Origin of the sequence: Microbacterium testaceum, assembly GCF_006539145.1 — a bacterium.
GTDB classification, from domain to species: Bacteria; Actinomycetota; Actinomycetes; order Actinomycetales; family Microbacteriaceae; genus Microbacterium; species Microbacterium testaceum.
Genome location: NZ_BJML01000016.1, coordinates 1 through 17,956, shown reverse-complemented (window position 1 = coordinate 17,956; position 17,956 = coordinate 1). Strand labels below are relative to the sequence as shown.

The window sequence follows — 17,956 nt, the reverse complement described above, 5'->3', positions numbered from 1 at the left end:
CCGTCCGTCCGGATCCCGACGACAACGCCCGCAGAGCCGGTTTCTCGGGAGCGTGGCCCACCGCGCGATCGGTTCGCGAACGCGCCCGCTAGCCTGCCGTCATGCCATCGATCCGCCCCGCCGCGCCCGTGACCCTCGATGCGGTCGAATTGCGTGTGCTGCACATGCCGCTCGTGTCTCCCTTCACCACCTCGTTCGGCACCGAGACGGTGCGCGAGGTGATCATCGTGACCGCCGAGACGCCCGACGGCCGCGGCTGGGGGGAAGTGGTGACACAGTCCGAGCCGTCCTACTCCAGCGAGTACACGCAGGGTGCGTGGGACGTGCTGACCCGGTTCCTCGCTCCGGCGCTGCTCGGACGGCGGATCGTCGCGCCCGAGGAGGTCACCGGCGCGCTGCACCGTATCGTGGGCCACCGCATGGCCAAGGCGGGTCTCGAACTCGCGGTCCTCGATGCCGCCCTGCGCGCGGAGGGCCGCAGCTTCGGCAGCTACCTCGGTGCCGAGAAGAGCCGGGTCCCTTCGGGCGTCTCGGTCGGCATCCAGAGCGACCCGGCGGCGCTGGTCGACACCGTCGGCGGCTACCTTGACGAGGGCTACGTGCGCATCAAAATCAAGATCAAGCCCGGTCGCGATATCGACGACACGGCCGCCGTCCGCGCCGCCTTCGGATCGATCCCGCTGCAGGTCGACGCGAACTCCGCGTACACGCTTCAGGATGCCGACACCCTCGCCGAACTCGACCGCTTCGAGCTCCTGTTGATCGAGCAGCCCCTGCAGGAAGACGACCTGGTCGATCACGCCACCCTCGCGAAGAGACTGACGACGCCGGTCTGCCTCGACGAGTCGATCGTCTCCGACAAGGCGGCGGCCGATGCCCTCGCCCTGGGGTCGGCGGCGATCCTCAACATCAAGGCCGGGCGGGTCGGCGGCTATCTCGAGGCCGTCGCGATCCACGACCGCGCGCTCGCTGCGGGTGTTCCGGTCTGGTGCGGGGGCATGCTCGAGACGGGGATCGGCCGCGCCGCCAACGCCGCCCTGGCCGCGCTGCCGGGCTTCACGCTGCCGGGCGACATCTCGGCATCCGCCCGCTTCTACGACCGCGACATCGTCACCGAACCGGCCGTGCTCGACGACGGATACGTGCGCGTGCCGACCGGGCCGGGCGTGGGCGTCGAGATCGACACCGCGGCGCTGGAGCGGTTCACGGTGCGGCGCGAGCGGATCACGCGATGAGCCGGGGCGCCCGGCCGGGCCGTGAGGGGCTCAGCGAGACCTCGGGCGAGGACGTCCCGTGGGGTCGTCCGGCGGTCGACGGCATCCCCCTTCCCCCGTTCCGGGATGCCGCGGCGCACCGGTCGTACGTGCTGTCGTTGCAGACGTTCATCGCCCTGCTCGACGAGGGAGAGCCGGCGCCCACGACCGTCGCGCTGCTCGCCGCCCTCGCCGCCGAGGTACCCCGGGACGATGCCGAGGTGTCTGCGCTGTTGTCGCCGCTCGCTCTCGGCGTGAGCCTGTCGACGTTCTTCCCCGCGCCGTGGACGCCGAAGGCCCTCGCCGCCGCCCTCGCCGTGCGCGGTCCGTTCACCCCGAGAGGGGGAGGGGGGAGCTGGGCGTGGGGCGGCGATCCCGACTATCGGGCGACCATCCACCGCGGCGGATGGTCGATCGAGCGGCACGAGCGCGGCTCGCGCACCCGAGCGACTCTGGCGCACGACGGCGATCTGGTGCTGCTGTGGATGGACATGTTCCGCAACCGCTTCCCCTACCCGATCGCGCACATGCCGTCAACGCTGGCGGAGAGCCCCGCGGCCCTGGCCGCCGCAGCGCGCGCCACCCGCGGCGCCCATGCGGCGAACACCGCGATGCCGTACCTGCAGAACTGGCGGGCGGAGCGCGATCGGGCGCTGACCGGCGGGCCGGAAGAACACGGGCCGCTTCGATAAACTGGATGCCGCGCACTCGCGCTCGATCCCCACAACTTTCCCGACCATTGGAGCCACCGTGGCCGAACAATCCCGCCTCGATAAGGTCATCGCCCTCGCCCGCCATCGGGGGTTCGTCTTCCAGGCCGGTGAGATCTACGGCGGTTCGCGGTCCGCGTGGGACTACGGCCCCCTCGGGACCGAGCTGAAGGAGAACATCCGTCGGCAGTGGTGGCAGACCTTCGTCCGCGGGCGCGGCGACATGGTGGGTCTCGACTCGAGCATCATCCTGCCCAAGCGCGTGTGGGAGGCCTCGGGCCACGTCGCCACCTTCACCGACCCGTTGGTCGAGTGCCTGAGCTGCCACAAGCGTTTCCGCGCCGACACCCTCATCGAGGACTTCGAGGCGCGCAAGAACCGCAAGGCCGAGAACGGCCTCGCCGACGTGCCCTGCCCGAACTGCGGCACGAAGGGCCAGTACACCGAGCCCAAGTCGTTCTCGGGCCTGGTCAAGACCTACCTCGGCGTCGTCGACGACGAGTCGGGCCTGTACTTCCTGCGCCCCGAGACCGCGCAGGGCATTTTCGTGAACTTCTCGAACGTGCTCACGGCATCCCGTCGCAAGCCCCCGTTCGGCGTCGGCCAGGTCGGCAAGGCGTTCCGCAACGAGATCACCCCCGGAAACTTCATCTTCCGAACGCGCGAGTTCGAGCAGATGGAGATCGAGTACTTCACCCCGCCGGCCGAGGCGAACGAGTGGTTCGAGCACTGGGTCGAGGCCTGCTGGAACTGGTTCATCGAGCTGGGCATCGACCCCGAGAACATGAAGCGCTTCGACGTCCCCGAGGACGACCGCGCGCACTACTCCGCCGGCACGATCGACGTCGAGTACCGCTTCGGCTTCCCGGGCAAGGAGTGGGGCGAGCTCATGGGGGTCGCCAACCGCACCGACTACGACCTCAAGAGCCACTCCGAGGCCTCGGGCCAGTCGCTCACCTTCTTCGACCAGGCCTCGGGCGAGAAGTACACGCCCTATGTGATCGAGCCCTCGTTCGGTCTGACGCGCGCGATGATGGCCTTCCTCGTCGACGCGTACCGCGAAGAAGAGGTGCCCAACGCCAAGGGCGGCACCGACACCCGCACGGTGCTCAAGCTCGACCCGCGCCTCGCGCCCGTCAAGGTCGCCGTGCTGCCGCTCTCGCGCAACGAGCGTCTGTCGCCGTTGGCCCGCGAGGTCGCCGACACCCTGCGCTCGGCCGGGTGGAACATCGACTTCGACGACGCCGGCGCCATCGGCCGCCGCTACCGCCGCCAGGACGAGATCGGTACCCCGTTCTGCGTCACGGTCGACTTCGACTCGCTCGACGACAACGCCGTGACCGTGCGCGACCGCGACACCATGGGCCAGGAGCGCATCGGTCTCGACGCGCTGCAGGGCTACCTGGCGGAGCGCCTGCGCGGAGCCTGACCCGCGAGAACGAGAGACCGGATGCCGTGGCCCGAGGCCGTGGCATCCGGTCTCTCGTCGTCTCGGGGGAGTCGTGACAGCGCCGTGACAGCGCTCCCGCCGCCGTGACAGCGGTGCGGCAGAGCCTCCGGCGCATCCTGTCGTCATGACCACTTCATCCACCCGCACTCCCGCGGTCCGAGCCGAAGGGCTCGTCAAGACGTTCGGCGCCAACCGGGCCGTCGACGGCGTCGATCTCGTCGTCGAGGCCGGCACGGTCTACGGCGTGCTCGGCCCCAACGGTGCCGGCAAGACCACCACCATCAGCATGCTCACGACGCTGCTGCGACCCGACGGCGGCCGGGCCGAGATCTTCGGCCACGACGTGGCCCGCGAGCCGCACGTCGTGCGTCAGCTCATCGGCCTGACCGGGCAGTTCGCCTCGGTCGACGAGAAGCTCTCCGCGACCGAGAACCTGATGATCTTCGGCCGACTGCTGGGCCTTTCCCGCGGTGATGCGCGCCGCAAGGCGAGCGAGCTGCTCGAGGAGTTCGGGCTCACCGAGGCCGCATCCCGTCCGTTGGCGAAGTTCTCCGGCGGCATGCGTCGCCGGCTCGACCTCGCGGCTTCTCTCATCGCGCAGCCGCCGCTCATCTTCCTCGACGAGCCGACCACGGGCCTGGACCCCCGCACCCGTGGACAGATGTGGGACACGATCCGCCGGCTCGTGGCATCCGGATCCACCGTCGTCCTCACCACGCAGTACCTCGACGAAGCCGACCAGCTCGCCGACCGCATCGCCGTCATCGACCGCGGACGCGTCGTCGCCGAGGGCACGGCGCTCGAACTCAAGGCCTCCGTCGGCCAGGCCTCGCTCGTCCTGCGGTTGCAGCCGGGTTCCGACCTCGACGCCGCGCGAGCGACCGTCCGACGGGTGCTCGATGCCACGGCCATCGTCTCGCCCGAGGCCGCGCGCCTCACGGTGCCCATGTCCGACCCCGACCGGGTCACCGACCTGCTCGTGGCGTTCCGCGAGGAAGGACTGCACCTGAGCGAGTTCAGCGTGCAGCAGCCCACCCTCGACGAGGTCTTCCTCACCCTCACCGGCACCGGTGTGCCGACCGACGACACCGCCGCGCGCGAGAGCGCCGCCGACCTGGAAGGAGCCCGCTCATGAGCGCCCTCACCGCCACCCGCGACCTGCCCCGCACCGCGAGCCTCGCGCAGACCCTGCAGAACACCGTCACGATGGCCGGCCGCGGTCTGCTGAAGATCCGCCGCACGCCCGAGCAGCTGATCGATGTCACGGTGCAGCCGATCCTGTTCACCCTGATGTTCACGTACATCTTCGGCGGCGCCATCGCGGGAGACGTGCAGAGCTACCTGCCGATCATCATCCCCGGCATCTTGGTGCAGACCGTCATCACGACCTCGGTCGTCACCGGCACGCAGCTGCGCGAAGACATGGACAAGGGAGTGTTCGACCGGTTCCGCTCGCTTCCCATCGCTCGTATCGCCCCGCTGTCGGGGGCGCTGCTGGCCGACACGGTGCGGTACGCGATCGCGACCGTGCTGACCTTCACGATGGGCTTCATCATGGGTCTGCGTCCGGCCGGCGGCATCTGGGCCGTGGTCGCCGCGGGCCTGCTCGTCATCGCCTGCTCGTGGGCGATCAGCTGGATCTTCGCGTTCTTCGGTGTCATCGCGCGCAGCGCGTCGAGCGTGCAGGGCATCTCGATGCTGATCCTGTTCCCGCTGACGTTCCTGTCGAACGCGTTCGTGCCCTCGAACACCATGCCGTCGTGGCTGCAGTGGTTCGTCGACGTGAACCCCGTCTCGCACCTCGTCACCGCGGTGCGCGACCTCGTCAACACCGGCACGGCGGGCTCCGACGTGATCATCTCGCTCGTCGGGGCGGCGGTGATCGTGGCGGTGTTCGCCCCGCTCACGGTGCGCGCCTACATGCGCAAGGCCTAGTCGAGCAACGCGAGAAGGGTCTCGGCATCCACCTTCGAAAGAGCGGGACGGATGCCGACAGCGGGCGCCGGGGTCACCTCGGCGCCCGCTGTCATGCGCTCGCGCACCCACACGGCGAAGGGGGCGCGTTCGTCGGAGCCTCCGCGGACGGCGTCCGCCCGGGCGAGTGCCTCCTCGGCGCGGTCGAGGCGGTCGACGGCCGCGTTCCATCCCGCCACCGTGAGCAGGACGATGGCGATGATGGGATGGTCCCGCGAGTCGGCGGCGCGCGTGAGCCCCGTGCGCAGGACGTCGCGGGCCTCGTCGCAACGCCCCAGGAGCAGCAGAGCCTGGGCCCGCTGCGCGTCGATCCACGCGAGGAACTGATCCGGGATGCCGGGTTGCCCGGCCAGATCGATGCGCTCGATCTGGCGCAGGGCGGCGTCGCCGTCATCTGCGGCGATCTCGATCTGGGCCGCGGTCATGCGCGCCTGCCCCAGCGCGCGAACGGATCCGTCCGCCGCCGCCGCGCGATCGATGTCGGCCGCCCGCCGCCGGGCGAGGTCGAGGCGGCCGAGGCGGAGGAGGATGCCGACCGCCTGAGCCTCCTGCTGAAGCAGATCCGGCGCGGAGGTGAGGCCGCGGATCGCGTCGCCGGAGCGGTCGATGACGGCGAGCGCCTCGTCGAGACGGTCGGCGAGCACGAGCCATTCGGAGCGCAGCTGGCTGGCGAAACCCGTGCCCCACGGGTCGCCGATCATCTCGAACATCTGCAACGCCTTCGCGCTCTCGACCCCGAGTGCGTCCATGTCGCCGGAGTTCTGGGCGGCTCCCGCGCGCAGGGCGTGCAGAATCGCGCGCGACCACGGGGGAGCCTCGGCGAGCTCGTCATCGGTCACCTCGACGTGCCAGGTGCGCTCGCCCTCGCCGCCTCCGGCGAGAATCACGGTCGCAGCCAGCCGCAGGAGCGGGGCCACCAGCGCCGTCACCTCGGAGGGGTACGCCGCCGCCGCCGCCTCGAGCTCGGCGCGGCGGACCGCATATGCTTCGGGGGCCACGGTCGCGGTTCGTCCGGCTTCGGGGAACGACGCGGAGAAGAGGGCGAGAGACTCGACCACCACCCGGGCCTCGCTGTCGAGCGGGGCGTCGGCGTCGGCGAACTCTCCGACCGCGCGGCGCAGGTCGTCGCCGCGCTCGCGCACCGCCCAGGGCCACAGCAGGCTGCGCAGCAGCGGGATGCCCTCTCTCCGATCGCCCGAGTCGACGTAGGTGCGCAGTGCTGCGGCCAGGTTCTCGTCGTTCGCGTCGAACCAGGCGAGGGCCGCTCGCAGCCCCGGTCCGCGCACGGTCTGCTCGCGCTGTGCGGCGAGACGGGTCAGGACTGCGGCCGCCCGCGCGCGGAACGGCACCTCGTTCCCGTCCTCGCGCAGGCGTTCGAGGCCGTACTCGCGCACGGTTTCGAGCATGCGGAAACGTCCCTCGCGTCGGACGAGCAGCGAGCGGTCGACGAGGGCGTCGAAATCGGCGGCATCCCTGTCGAAGGCGCGAGCCACGGCGGCAGCGTCGGCCGCTCCGATTCCGTCGGGGAACACCGCGGCGACCTGCAGGGCGGTGCGTTCGCCCCCGCCGAGGGTGTCCCAGCTCCAGTCGATGAGGGCACGCAGGGTGCGGTGGCGCTGCGAACTGAGCCGCGGCCCGTTCGACAGCAGCGCGAATCGGTCGTCGAGTCCCGCGTCGATCTCGGCGAGCGACAGGGTGCGGGAGCGGGCGGCGGCGAGCTCGATCGCGAGGGGTAATCCGTCGAGGCGTCGCACGATGCGCTGCGCGGTTTCGCGCTCGTCGTCGTCAGGAACGCGTCCCCGCGCCGACCGCACGCGCTGGGCGAAGAGCGTGGCCGCGTCTTCGGGCGGCAGCGGACCGAGATCGACGAAGGCTTCTCCCGGGATGCCGAGGGGTTCGCGGCTCGTGGTCAGCACGCGCACTCCCGGGCTCATGCGCAGCAGAGCGAGGGCGGCCTCGGCGGCCTCGTGGATGACGTGCTCGCAGTTGTCGAGCACGATCACGACGCGTCGACCGGTGACGGCCTCGGCCACGCGCTCGGCTGCGGTGAGGGACGCACCTGCCGACTCGGGGAGGCGGATGCGACGACCGACCGCCCCCGCGATCGCCGTCCATACGTCTCCCGCGGCGGCCGGGGCGAGCTCGACGACGATCGAGTCGGTGACCGCGCGCACCGTCTCGACGGCGAGGGTGGTCTTGCCCGCACCGCCGGGACCGATGAGGGTGACGAGGCGATCCGTCGTCAGACGTTCGCGGATGGCATCGAGCTCGACCCCGCGACCCACGAGGGCGGTGAGGGCGGCGGGCGTGACATCGGCAGCAGAGAACGACCCTGCCACGGGCGGGGGAGCGGTGGCGACCACGCGCTCGGCGTGCGATCGGTCCTCGAGCAGGTCGCGGACGAGCCAGTCGAACCCGTCGTGCGGGGTCCACACCTCACCGCTCCACAGGGCCAATGCTTCCCGCGCCGGTGCGGCATCGCCCGTGGAGCGAGCCTGGGCGACGAGATCCTGGAAGCAGGTGATGTCGATCGCCGTCCGCGGCAGGTCGAGTCGATAGCCGCCGGGGGCCGATGAGACCGTGCCGGTGGGGAGGGCCCGACGCAGGCGCGAGACGAGGGATTGCAGTGCAGCGCGGGGATCGTCGGGGGTGTCGAGGCCCCAGATGTCCTCAGCCAGGGCCCGGTAGCCCACCGTGGTGCCGGCGTCGACGGCGAGGCGCAGCAGGAGCGACTGCTGCCCGCGGCCGGGCACCGTGACGTGCCCTTCGCCCGTGTCGACGCTCAATCCGCCGAAGAACCGCACCCGCACGATGTCCACCCTAGGTCGCGGGGTGCAGCGTCTCGCCCGGATCGCCCCCGTGTCCGGCCGTGCTGTCGCGCACGACGAGACGCGGGTGGGCGACTCGGACGGGATCGGCGAGGGTCTCGGCATCCCAGACCTCGACGAGCAGCTCGAGGCATGCCGCACCGAGCTCGCGCGCGGCGAGGTCGATCGAGGTGACCGGCGGTGAGAGCAGGGCGTGGGCGGGCTCGTCGACGCAGGCAGCGACGAGCAGGTCGTCGCCGACCCGGCGCCCCGCGCGGGCGGCGGCGGCGAGGGCGGTCGCCGCCGATCCGCTCGGGGCGATGACGACGGCGTCCACGGTGGGGTCGGCGACGATCTCCGTCACCACGGTGGCGATCTCGGCCGCCGTCGGCACGAACGACACGGTTCGTGACAGGCCGTCGAGGCCGTGCTCGCGGGCCCAGCTCTCGTAGGTTTCGGCGAGTTCCCGGCTCCATGCGGTCCCGTCGGGAGGGAGGACCGCCGCGATGCGCTGCGCCCCGCGCTCGCTCAGGTGGGCGAGCAGACGTCGCAGGGCGGCGGCGTGATCGATGGCGACGCTCGCACTCGTGCGTCCCATCCCGCCGAAGACGTGTTCGCCGCTGACCACGGGACGACCGGAGTCGAGCAGGGCTCGGATGCCGGCATCCTCGATCGAGGCGTCGACCACGACATATCCGTCGACGAACGATGCCGGGGCGCCGCTCGCGGCGTCGTCGCGATGGGGGAGCAGGATCACCGACAGTCCGCGGCGATCCGCGGCCTCGACGACTCCGAAGGCGAAGTCGGTGTAGTACGGGAGGTGGGTCGTTCCCGCCGGGAGGTGGAGTCCGACGGCCCCCGATCGGGCGGTGCGGAGGTTACGCGCGGGCATGTTCACCGAATAGCCGAGGTCGCGGGCGACGGCCGTCACGCGGTCGCGTGTCTCAGCAGACACCCCCGATTTCCCCCGGAGTGCGAAGGACGCGGCGGCGATCGAGACGCCCGCGCCGGCGGCCACGTCGTGGAGCGTCGGCTTGCGCGGGGTCACGAGCAGTGACGTTACCGGACGCGGGATCGGGGTGACCGTGCGGCGACGTCTTGCGGGCTCGCGTACTTAAACGTTTAATGTCAGGGAAACACAACGAGCACGGAGACCGAAACACACGGTCCCTAGCCTCGGGTCACCGGACGCGCTCGACGACGACGCGTCCCGGCCCATCCCGTGTCCGCCGCTCGCCGGCTCCCCCGAGAGGTTCCCGTGTCCACTCCCGTTCAGACCACTCCGACATCCGTCGGCGCCGCCCGGCTCCCCATCCGTTTCCCCACCGCCTCCTCGACGTTCCTCGTCGGTATCGCGGGCTACCTCGGCGTCAACATGTCGCCGTACATGATCGCCGCCGTCCAGGCCGGTATCGGTGCCGACGTGCTCACCGCGAGCTGGACCGTCACCGCCACCCTGCTGCTCACCGCCCTCGTCGGCCTCGCCGTCGCCCCCGCGTGCGCGGGACCGCGCCGCCGCCTGGTCGCGCGGGTCGGCCTGATCCTCGCGATCGTGGGTTTCGGTGCTGCGGCGCTCCTCCCCGCCTTCGTCGTGACCGGGCTGCTGGTCGGCGGTGTCGGCGCGGGCGGGGCCGTCGCCGCCGCGGGTGCCGCGCTCGCCGCGTTCCGCAACCCCGATCGCGTGGCGGGCCTGAACGGTCTCGCCAATCGCGGCCTGATCACGATCATCCTCGCCGTCGTCCCGCTCATCGGTCTCGCCCCGCTCGACGTCTTCGGGTCGATGGCACTGTTCAGCCTCATCGCCCTTCTGACGGTCTCGTGGATGCCGGCAGCCCCGGCCGCCAGCGTGCACGCGGCGGCGGCGGTCGGCGAAGCCGTCCCCATCGAGGTGCCGCCCACCGGAACCCTCCGCACGGCCGCGCCGCCCTCGCGCGTGGTCACGATCGCGGGCTTCGTGCTCCTCGTGGTCTTCGCCCTGTGGGCCGCGAGCGAGGATTCGCTGTGGGCCATGGCCGGGGTCATGGGCGCCGACAACGCCGGTCTGACGCCCGAGGGGCTCAGTCTCGCGCTCAGCGGTGCCACCGCCGGCGGCCTGCTCGGCACGATCGCCCTCGTCGCGGTCGGCGATCGCCTGGGTCGAGGCATCCCGCTCGTCGTGCTGCTGGTGGCCGGCGGCATCCTGAAGATCGTCGAAGGCTCCGTGTCCGACCCGACCCTTTTCGTCGTGGTCTTCATCGCGTGGAACACGATCTACGCGGTCGCCTTCATGTACTTCGTCGCCACCGCTTCGGCCCTCGACGTCGACGGTCGGTGGTCCGGTCCGTTGCTGGCGACCTACCTCGTCGGCTCGGCGCTCACGCCGGTGATCGGCGCATCCCTGGTGGGGCTCCTGGGATACCAGGGCTTCGCCCTCACGCTCGCCCTGGCGAGCTTCGTCCTGGCCGTTCCGGCCGGCATCATCGGCGTGCTCTCCCGACGGCTCGAGCGCGCCGCGAAGGAGGCAGCATGACGCGCACGCTCTACCGCGGGGGGCGGATCTTCACCGCCCACACCGATCCGAGTCGGCAGTGGACGGATGCCATGGCCGTCGACGGCGAGACGATCGCCGCCGTCGGATCCGAGGCGCTGGCGTTCGCCGCAGACACGGTGGTCGACCTGGAGGGAGCCGTGGTGCTCCCGGGCTTCACCGACGCCCACACCCACCTGCTGATGATGGGCGCGGCCCTGGCGCAGGTGCCGCTGACCGACGCGCGTTCGCTCGATGCGATCCAGGCGCTCCTTCGCGAGGCGCGCGACGCAGCGCCCGATGCGACGGCGATCTGGGGTCGCGGGTGGCTCTTCGACTCGGTTCCCGGCGGGGCTCCGACCGCGGCGATGATCGACGCCGTCGTCTCCGACGTCCCCGTGTACCTGGATGCCAACGACTACCACTCGTGCTGGGTGAACTCCGCCGCTCTGGCCGAACTCGGCATCACTCGGGACACTCCCGATCCGCTCGGGGGCGAGATCGGCCGCGACGTCGACGGGGAGCCGAACGGCATGCTGTTCGAGACGGCCGCGATCCGGTACGCCTGGGCTCGCCGCGACTCCTCGACGACCGACGCCGAGCGCGATGCGGCGGTCGATCGCGTCATCGACGCATACGTGCGCGCCGGGGTGGTCGGCGTGGTGGACATGGCGTTCAACGAGCACGGCCTCGCCGCCTTCGAGCGGGCGGCGGAGCGGCACGGTGGCACGCTCCCGATCCGGCTCGCCGCGCACTGGCTCGTCGAGAACACGGGCGATCGCGAACAGAACCTCGCGCAGATCGACCGCGTGATCGAGCTGGTGGAGCGCACCCGATCGTCGTGGGTGCGGGTGGTGGGTATCAAGCTCATCCTCGACGGCACGATCGACGCGTGCACGGCGGCGATGGGCGCGCCCTACGCCGACGGATCGAACGCCGCACCCATCTGGCCCCTCATCGACCTCGCGCCGGTCGTGGGCGCCGCCGACGCCGCGGGCCTGCAGATCGCCATGCACGCGATCGGCGACGCCGCGAGCGACGACGCCCTCACCGCGCTCGAGCGCGCCTACGCCGCCAACGGCGAGCTGCCCCGGCGCCACCGCATCGAGCACCTCGAGTACGCCGCTCCCGGAACCGCCGAGCGGATGGCACGCCTCGGGGTCACGGCATCCATGCAGCCCGTGCACGCCGACCCGGCGATCTACCCGAACTGGGCCGCCATGCTGGGCGACGAGCGCGCCGACCGAGCCTTCGCGTGGCCGGAGTACGAGCAGGCGGGGACGCTGCTGGCTTTCTCGACCGACGCCCCGACCGCCCCGTACGACGCTCTCGCGAACATGTACGTCGCGACGACCCGGGCCTCGGCGCTGGACACGTCGGTCCCGGCGGTGCATCCCCAGTTCGCCCTGCCGCTGGCCGACAGCATCGCCCACGCCACGCGCGACACGGCGGCCTCGGTGGGCGACGGTGACTGGCGCGGCCGGCTGGCCCCCGGTTTCGCGGCGGACTTCGCCGTCCTCGACGCCGACCCCTTCGCCGAGGGCGCGGCCACGCTGCTGAGCGCGCGCGTCGTGCGGACCGTGCGGGCAGGAGAGACGGTCTTCGAAGAGACGACAGGGGGCTCCGCGCCGCGCCACTGAGCTCGCCGCCCCGGTTGGGGAGGAAGGACGCGGTGGACAACCTCGGCGCCGCCCTCGCACTTCGCTAGCCTGGGGCGACGACCGACGCCGAGGGGGCACGATGACGGAAGTCGACGCTGGGGCACAACTCTCCGGGTTCGCGTGGCCGCCGGGGCCGGGCGCACTCGTCGACACCTCGCGCTGCCCGTCGTGCTTCACGCCGATCGCCGCATCCCCGTGTGCCTCCTGCGGTCTCGACCTGACCGATGCGCGCACGGCGCGTGTGCTCGAACTGTCCCAGCGGATCGTCGCGCTCGTCGACGAGCGCGCCGACGTCCTCATGCGGGTGCACCGTGATGCGGAGGCCGCGGCTGCGGCAGCCCGCGCAGAAGACGAGCGGATGCCGGCTCCCCCGGCGCCCGAGCTCCACCCGGTGCTGCCGTCCCCGGTGGCGGCGCCTCCTGGCGACTCGATCGCGGCCGCGCCCGCACCGCTCTCGACGATGGCATCGGCTCCGGTCGCAGCCGCCGACGTGGTGTTCGCGCCACCGTCGGGGCCGGTGATCCCCCCGGGGCCGCTGGTCCAGTCGGGACCAGGCTCCCCGGCCGTGCCTCCGTCCGACGGTGTTCCCCCCGTGGAGCCGTCCTCACCCGTCCCCGCGGGGCCGTCCGCGCCCCGGCGTTCGAGCGTCCAGGTCTTCCTCCTGTCGGTCGGCGTGGTCCTCCTCGCCGTGGCCGCGGCCTTCTTCCTCACCGTCGCGTGGATCAGCGGCGGCCTCGTCCTGCGCTCCGTCATCATCGGACTCGTCACGGCCGCGATCATCGCCACCGCGTCGTTCCTGCGCCGACGCGGTCTCGGCGCCACCTCCGAGGGCATCGCGTTGCTCGGGATCGCTTTCGTGGCTCTCGATGTCTGGGCCGTCCGCGCCAATGACCTGGGCGGGGCGGCGAGCCTCGAACCGAGCGTGTACTGGGGCGCGACGACGGTGGTCGCGGGTGCCGCGTTCGTGGGCTGGTCGCGTCTGTCGCGCCTGCGCGCTCCGCTCTCGGTCGCCGTCGCGGCCCTCGCGGTCGGGCCCGCGATGCTGGTCGCCGGTCTCTTCACGCGCGATGCGGCCCTCGGGTGGTACGCGTGGGGGCTTGTGCTGCTGCTTCTGGCCCTCGCGGCACCGTTCGCGCCGCTCCTCGCTCGGGCTCCTCGCCCGGCGTTGACGATCGAGATCGCGGTCGTCCGGGGTCTCGCCGCCGTCGGTGCGGTCGTCGCGATGACCTCCGCCCTGATCGTCGACCCGCGCAGCACGGCGACCCCCGCGGTCCTCGGTGCGGTGCTCGCCCTCGGTCTCGCCCTCCACGCCCGGTCGTTCGCGCGCCGAGGTGCCGCGAGCCTGGCGCCGACGGCCGCGGTGGCCGCGGACGTCGTCCTCGGGGTGGAGATCGCTGGCACGGTCGTCCGTGCGGCCGACGCGACCCTGTCGGTCACCGTCCCGGTGCTCGTCGCCTCGGCCGTCGCGCTGGGGCTCGACGCCGCCGCGCGTCGCGCCGCTCCGGGCCTCGGGCGGACGACCGTCGTCGTCGCTTCTCTGGCCGCGGCGATCGCCGCCGCCGTCGCCGCGATCCTGCCGCTGGTCGCCGCGATGAATGCTGTCGGAGCCGTGGTGGGTCGGTCGATCGTCGTCTTCGGGCGGTCCGCCCTCGACCTCGATGCCCCGGATGCCGTCAGCACGGCGGCCGTGATCGCACTCGCGGCGATCGTCCTGCTCGCGGTCGCGGTCTGGCGTCTGTCGGGATCGTGGGCGCAGCGCCGCACTCCCGCGCTGATCGCCGGGGCGGCCGTCGCCCTGCTCGCGGGACCTCAGCTGCGTGTCGTGATCCTCGTGGTCGCCTGGTACCTGGCGCTCGCCGTGGTCGCCGTCATCGTCCTCCGCCGCCGTCGCGGCGACATCTCCCTCGCCGCGGTCGGGGGTTTCCTCGCCCTCGGCGCGGGGTGGTTGTCGTCGTTCTCCTCTCCGCTCGCGTGGGGGCTGTCCAGCGTCGTGGTCGCCGCCGTGCTCGCCGCGGTCGCCGGCGCGCATCCCGGTATCCGGGTGCCGTCCACGGTCGGGGTCGTCCTGTTCCTGTCGGGGAGCGCCGTCCTCGTTCCCGGGGCGCTGCGCGCCGGAGCCGACCTCGTCATCGCCGGCGCCACGCCGACCACGGTTCCTCTCGCGATGGCATCCCTGTGTCTCGTCGCCGTCGTCGCCCCGCTCTGGCGACGGCGGGGTCTCGACGTCGCGCAACGCAGCGCCGGCGTCGTCGCCGCCCTGTCGGCGATCGTGGTGGTCGCCGCCCCCGCGCTGTGGTTCCGCACGGGCACCGCGGCCGACGGCTGGATGCTCGTGTGCGCGCTGGTCGCCGCGGTCGCGTCGGCGGCTGTCCTCACGACGCCGTACCGGCCGTGGCGCGTCGCGCGGCCCTTCGCGGCGGTCATGACGCCCCTGCTCGTCGCGGGCGCGGCCGGTTCTGCGCTCCGGCTGATCGAGCCGCTGCCGCTGGTGCCGGCGATCGTCTATGCGGCGATCGCCCTCGTCAGCGCCGCGGCGGCCCTGCGCCTCCTCCGCGCGGACACGTCCACCCGTGCCTGCCTCGACGCGGGGGCCGCGCTCGTGGCCGCCCTGTCGATCGTCGTCGTCCCCTCGCAGGGAGTCCGGTGGCTTCCGCTCCTGCTCGCGGCGGTGACCGCTGTGCTGTGGGCGACCGACGGCGACGGTCTCTTCCGCTCTCGCGGTCCGCGCCGGCACCTCATCTGGCTCGCGCTCGTGCTGGGCACCCTCGCGCTGTGGACGCGACTGTTCTGGCAGCAGACCGAGACCGTCGAGCTCTTCACCGTGCCGGTCGGCATCGCGCTGCTCGGCATCGCGGCCGGTCACGAGCGCGCTCGGCGGCTGGGAGGGGATCGTTCCGCGGTCACGCCCGCGGTGATCGCCGCCGCGGGAACCACCGTCGCGCTCGCTCCCAGCGCCCTCTCGGCCCCGGGAGATCTCGCCCACGTGCTGGCGGTTGCGGTCCTCTCGGCCGCGGTCCTGGTGGTCGGGGCCTGGGTACGTCCGCCGCGGACCCCCGACGAACTCCCCGTCGCGGTCGCCGCCGCCGGGGCGCTCGCGCTCGTGCTGCTCACGGTCGCGCAGCTCGTCCCCTCCGTCGACCGGGGCGGCATCGGCATCGCGGATCTCGTCGTCGTGGTGTCGGTCGCGGCGATCGGCGCAGCCGCCGCGGGCGTCGCGCTACGCCCGGCCCCGTGGGCGGGGTCGTCCGCGCGCAGCGCTCTGGTCGGGGCCGCCGCACTCCTCGCGCTCGGATCGGCTGTGCTGGTCGCCGTCGACGGCGGCCCGATCGGGCGCATGGTGATCGCGGTCGTGCTGCTCGGTGCCGTCGGCGTCGCCGCCCTGCGCGTGCGCCACCGGCTCGGGGGAATGCCGCTCGCGATCACCGCGCACTCCGGAGCGGGCCTCGTCGCCCTCATCGGCGTGGGGGCGGATGTCCGCCCGATCGAGTGGGCGACCGTTCCTCTCGCGCTCGTGTGGATCGCTGCCGCTCTCTTCGACCGTCGCCGCCCGGTCGCCCCGGCCTCGGTGCTGTTCGCCGTCGGCGGTGCGGCGGTCGGACTCCTGCCCTCAGCGGCGCTCGCCGACGCGTCGCTGGTGCGCGCGATCGGCGTGACGCTGGCGGCGATCGCCGTGCTGGTGGTCGGGGCTGTTCTGCTTCGCGGCGCGCTCGCCCCGCTGGCGACCCCGCTGATCGCCGTCGCCTCCCTCGGGCTGATCGTGGCCGCGTCGCTGCGCGGCCTGCACCAGCTCGCGACGGCGCTGTTCGACCTCTGGCTCGTCGCCGCGACCGTTCCTCTGGTGGTCACGGCCGTCCTCCTCCGCCGTCGGCGCACGGACGTCCTGCCCGGGCTGTCCCAGGCTCTCGCGATCGCCGCTCCCGCTGTCGCGGTGGCTCTCACCGCCACCCGTCTCTCGGCCACGGGCGAGGGCCCCCTGCGTCTGGTCGTGACGCTCGTCGCCGTCCTCGCCGTCGGTCTGTGGTGGCGGGATGCGGCCGTGCGGTGGGCCGTGATCGGCCTGTCGGCCGTCCTCGCGCTCCTGGCGATCGTTCTCGGCAGTGCCGATCCCGTGGAGGCGGCCACGGCGCCGCTCGCTGCGGCGCTCCTGGTCCACGGCATCCGGACCCTCCGTCAGCGTCCAGCGTTGCGGACGTGGCCGGCACTCGGTATCGGTCTGGCGCTGCTGCTCGTCCCCTCGCTGCTGTTCGACTTCTCGAGCGGCAACGCGCTGTGGCGCGTCCTCGCTCTCGGCGTCATCGCTCTGGCGACGCTGCTGGTCGGTGCCCGGTTCCGGTGGCAGGCCCCGGTTCTGCTCGGCGGCATCGTGCTGATCGTCCACGCCGTCGCCCAGCTCTGGCCGTGGATCACGTCGCTCTACGAGAGCGCCTCCGGCCTGTGGTGGCTGTGGCTCGGCATCGCCGGTGTGCTCCTCATCGTGATCGCGGCCACGTACGAGCGCCGCATCCGTGAGGTGAGGGCGGTCGCCCTCGCGATCAGGTCTCTCCGGTGAAGGAGGCAGCGCCTACGTCGTCGTCGCGTCCTTCGCGGCCGCTTTCGCGGCCCGCTTGGTCTCGCGCACCTTGGTGAGCGACTCCGGGTCCACGATGTCGGCCACCGAGCGGAACGAACCGTCCTCGCCGTAGGGGGCCGACGCCTCGCGCCAGCCGGCGCCGTCGAAACCGCGCTGCTTGCCGAGCAGGGCGAGGAAGATCTTCGCTTTCTGCTCGCCGAAGCCGGGGAGCGCCTTCAGGCGCTTCAGCACGGTCTTGCCGTCGGGGTCGTCGCGCGTCCACAGGTTCTCGGCCTTGCCGTCCCAGTCCTCGACGATCGCCGCGCAGAGCGCCTGCACGCGCCCCGCCATCGAACCCGGGTAGCGGTGCACAGCGGGCGACTGCGAGAACGCGGCGGCGAAGTCGTCGGGGTCCTGTTCCGCGATCGTGCCGGCATCCATCGACCCGGTGCGCTCCTGGATCTTGAGGGGCCCCGCGAACGCCGTCTCCATCGCGACCTGCTGGTCGAGCAGCATGCCGATCAGCAGAGCGAGCGGATTGCTCGACAGCAGCTCGTCGGCGGCGGGGTCGTCGGTGATGCGCAGGCTCATGGGACCATTCTCGCGCGTCCGCTCTTGTCCGGGCGGTGTTCCCCGCGGGGCCACACGCCGCTGACGGCGTCGGACCGGCGACGAGGTGTCAGCCGGATGCCGTCTCGTCGCCCACCGGGGCCGCGTCGGGCTCGGCGATCCACTTCCGCGCGAAGGGCACGGCATCCATCGATGCGAGGTCGGCGGTGACCTCGGAGATCTGCTTCTCGAAATGCGAGACACTGCCCGGCTTCAGCCGTCTGACGAGCGATCCGTCGACCCGACGAATCACGGTCTCCGACACCGACGGTGCGTCCTCCTCGATCTGCAGCAGCCCCAGCACGAGCGTCGCCGCCCACCGCGGCGCGTTTCCGCGCCGACGTTCTCCCGCGACGGAATAGACCTCGGATGCCGGTGTGCCCACGGCATCCATCCTGCCCGACGGTCGTGGAAAGTCGGGGGGCATGCTCGGGGGA

12 protein-coding genes are annotated in these 17,956 nt (G+C 72.3%); 8 read left to right on the top strand and 4 right to left on the bottom strand.

Features of this window, described 5'->3' with window-relative positions:
• Positions 1 to 101: 101 nt before the first annotated feature.
• The 5 genes from menC to MTE01_RS16125 all read left to right on the top strand — a co-directional run bounded on the left by menC (position 102) and on the right by MTE01_RS16125 (position 5,348).
• A complete protein-coding gene (gene menC / locus MTE01_RS16145; RefSeq protein WP_141378373.1) occupies positions 102 to 1,235 on the top strand; it encodes an o-succinylbenzoate synthase in 1,134 nt (377 codons plus the stop codon).
• The gene (locus tag MTE01_RS16140) at positions 1,232 to 1,945 is read left to right on the top strand and encodes a hypothetical protein (RefSeq protein WP_141378372.1); all 714 of its coding nucleotides are present in this window, start codon (positions 1,232 to 1,234) and stop codon (positions 1,943 to 1,945) included. The genes menC and MTE01_RS16140 overlap by 4 nt, the downstream gene beginning before the upstream one ends.
• 58 nt (positions 1,946 to 2,003) lie before the next feature.
• Positions 2,004 to 3,392 (top strand): glycine--tRNA ligase, encoded by a 1,389-nt coding sequence (locus MTE01_RS16135; protein ID WP_103208019.1) that lies wholly within the window; start codon positions 2,004 to 2,006, stop codon positions 3,390 to 3,392.
• A 145-nt stretch (positions 3,393 to 3,537) separates the two neighbouring features.
• Positions 3,538 to 4,548 (top strand): ATP-binding cassette domain-containing protein, encoded by a 1,011-nt coding sequence (locus tag MTE01_RS16130; RefSeq protein ID WP_141378371.1) that lies wholly within the window; start codon positions 3,538 to 3,540, stop codon positions 4,546 to 4,548.
• On the top strand, positions 4,545 to 5,348 hold the full coding sequence (locus MTE01_RS16125) for an ABC transporter permease (RefSeq protein WP_116239503.1): 804 nt from the start codon (positions 4,545 to 4,547) through the stop codon (positions 5,346 to 5,348). The genes MTE01_RS16130 and MTE01_RS16125 overlap by 4 nt, the downstream gene beginning before the upstream one ends.
• On the opposite strand, the gene MTE01_RS16120 is transcribed toward MTE01_RS16125, so the two are convergent.
• Both MTE01_RS16120 and MTE01_RS16115 read right to left on the bottom strand, forming a co-directional pair.
• Entirely contained in the window at positions 5,345 to 8,197 is a 2,853-nt protein-coding gene (locus tag MTE01_RS16120) for an ATP-binding protein (RefSeq protein WP_141378370.1), read from the bottom strand. The genes MTE01_RS16125 and MTE01_RS16120 overlap by 4 nt on opposite strands.
• Positions 8,198 to 8,207: 10 nt before the next feature.
• Positions 8,208 to 9,242 (bottom strand): LacI family DNA-binding transcriptional regulator, encoded by a 1,035-nt coding sequence (locus MTE01_RS16115; RefSeq protein ID WP_141378369.1) that lies wholly within the window; start codon positions 9,240 to 9,242, stop codon positions 8,208 to 8,210.
• Positions 9,243 to 9,452: 210 nt separating this feature from the next.
• Between MTE01_RS16115 and MTE01_RS16110 the strand changes: the two genes are divergently transcribed.
• From MTE01_RS16110 to MTE01_RS16100, 3 genes are all read left to right on the top strand, one after another.
• The gene (locus tag MTE01_RS16110; RefSeq protein ID WP_141378368.1) at positions 9,453 to 10,703 is read left to right on the top strand and encodes an MFS transporter; all 1,251 of its coding nucleotides are present in this window, start codon (positions 9,453 to 9,455) and stop codon (positions 10,701 to 10,703) included.
• Positions 10,700 to 12,340 (top strand): amidohydrolase, encoded by a 1,641-nt coding sequence (locus MTE01_RS16105; RefSeq protein WP_141378367.1) that lies wholly within the window; start codon positions 10,700 to 10,702, stop codon positions 12,338 to 12,340. Before MTE01_RS16110 ends, MTE01_RS16105 begins: the two co-directional genes overlap by 4 nt.
• Before the next feature lie 100 nt (positions 12,341 to 12,440).
• A complete protein-coding gene (locus MTE01_RS16100) occupies positions 12,441 to 16,910 on the top strand; it encodes an SCO7613 C-terminal domain-containing membrane protein (RefSeq protein WP_141378366.1) in 4,470 nt (1,489 codons plus the stop codon).
• 12 nt (positions 16,911 to 16,922) lie between these two features.
• On the opposite strand, the gene MTE01_RS16095 is transcribed toward MTE01_RS16100, so the two are convergent.
• Both MTE01_RS16095 and MTE01_RS16090 read right to left on the bottom strand, forming a co-directional pair.
• Positions 16,923 to 17,501, bottom strand: coding sequence for an HhH-GPD-type base excision DNA repair protein (locus tag MTE01_RS16095; RefSeq protein ID WP_141378365.1), 579 nt, complete (start codon positions 17,499 to 17,501; stop codon positions 16,923 to 16,925).
• An 88-nt stretch (positions 17,502 to 17,589) separates the two neighbouring features.
• On the bottom strand, positions 17,590 to 17,956 hold a 367-nt coding region (locus tag MTE01_RS16090; RefSeq protein ID WP_218026378.1), incomplete at its 5' end, for a hypothetical protein.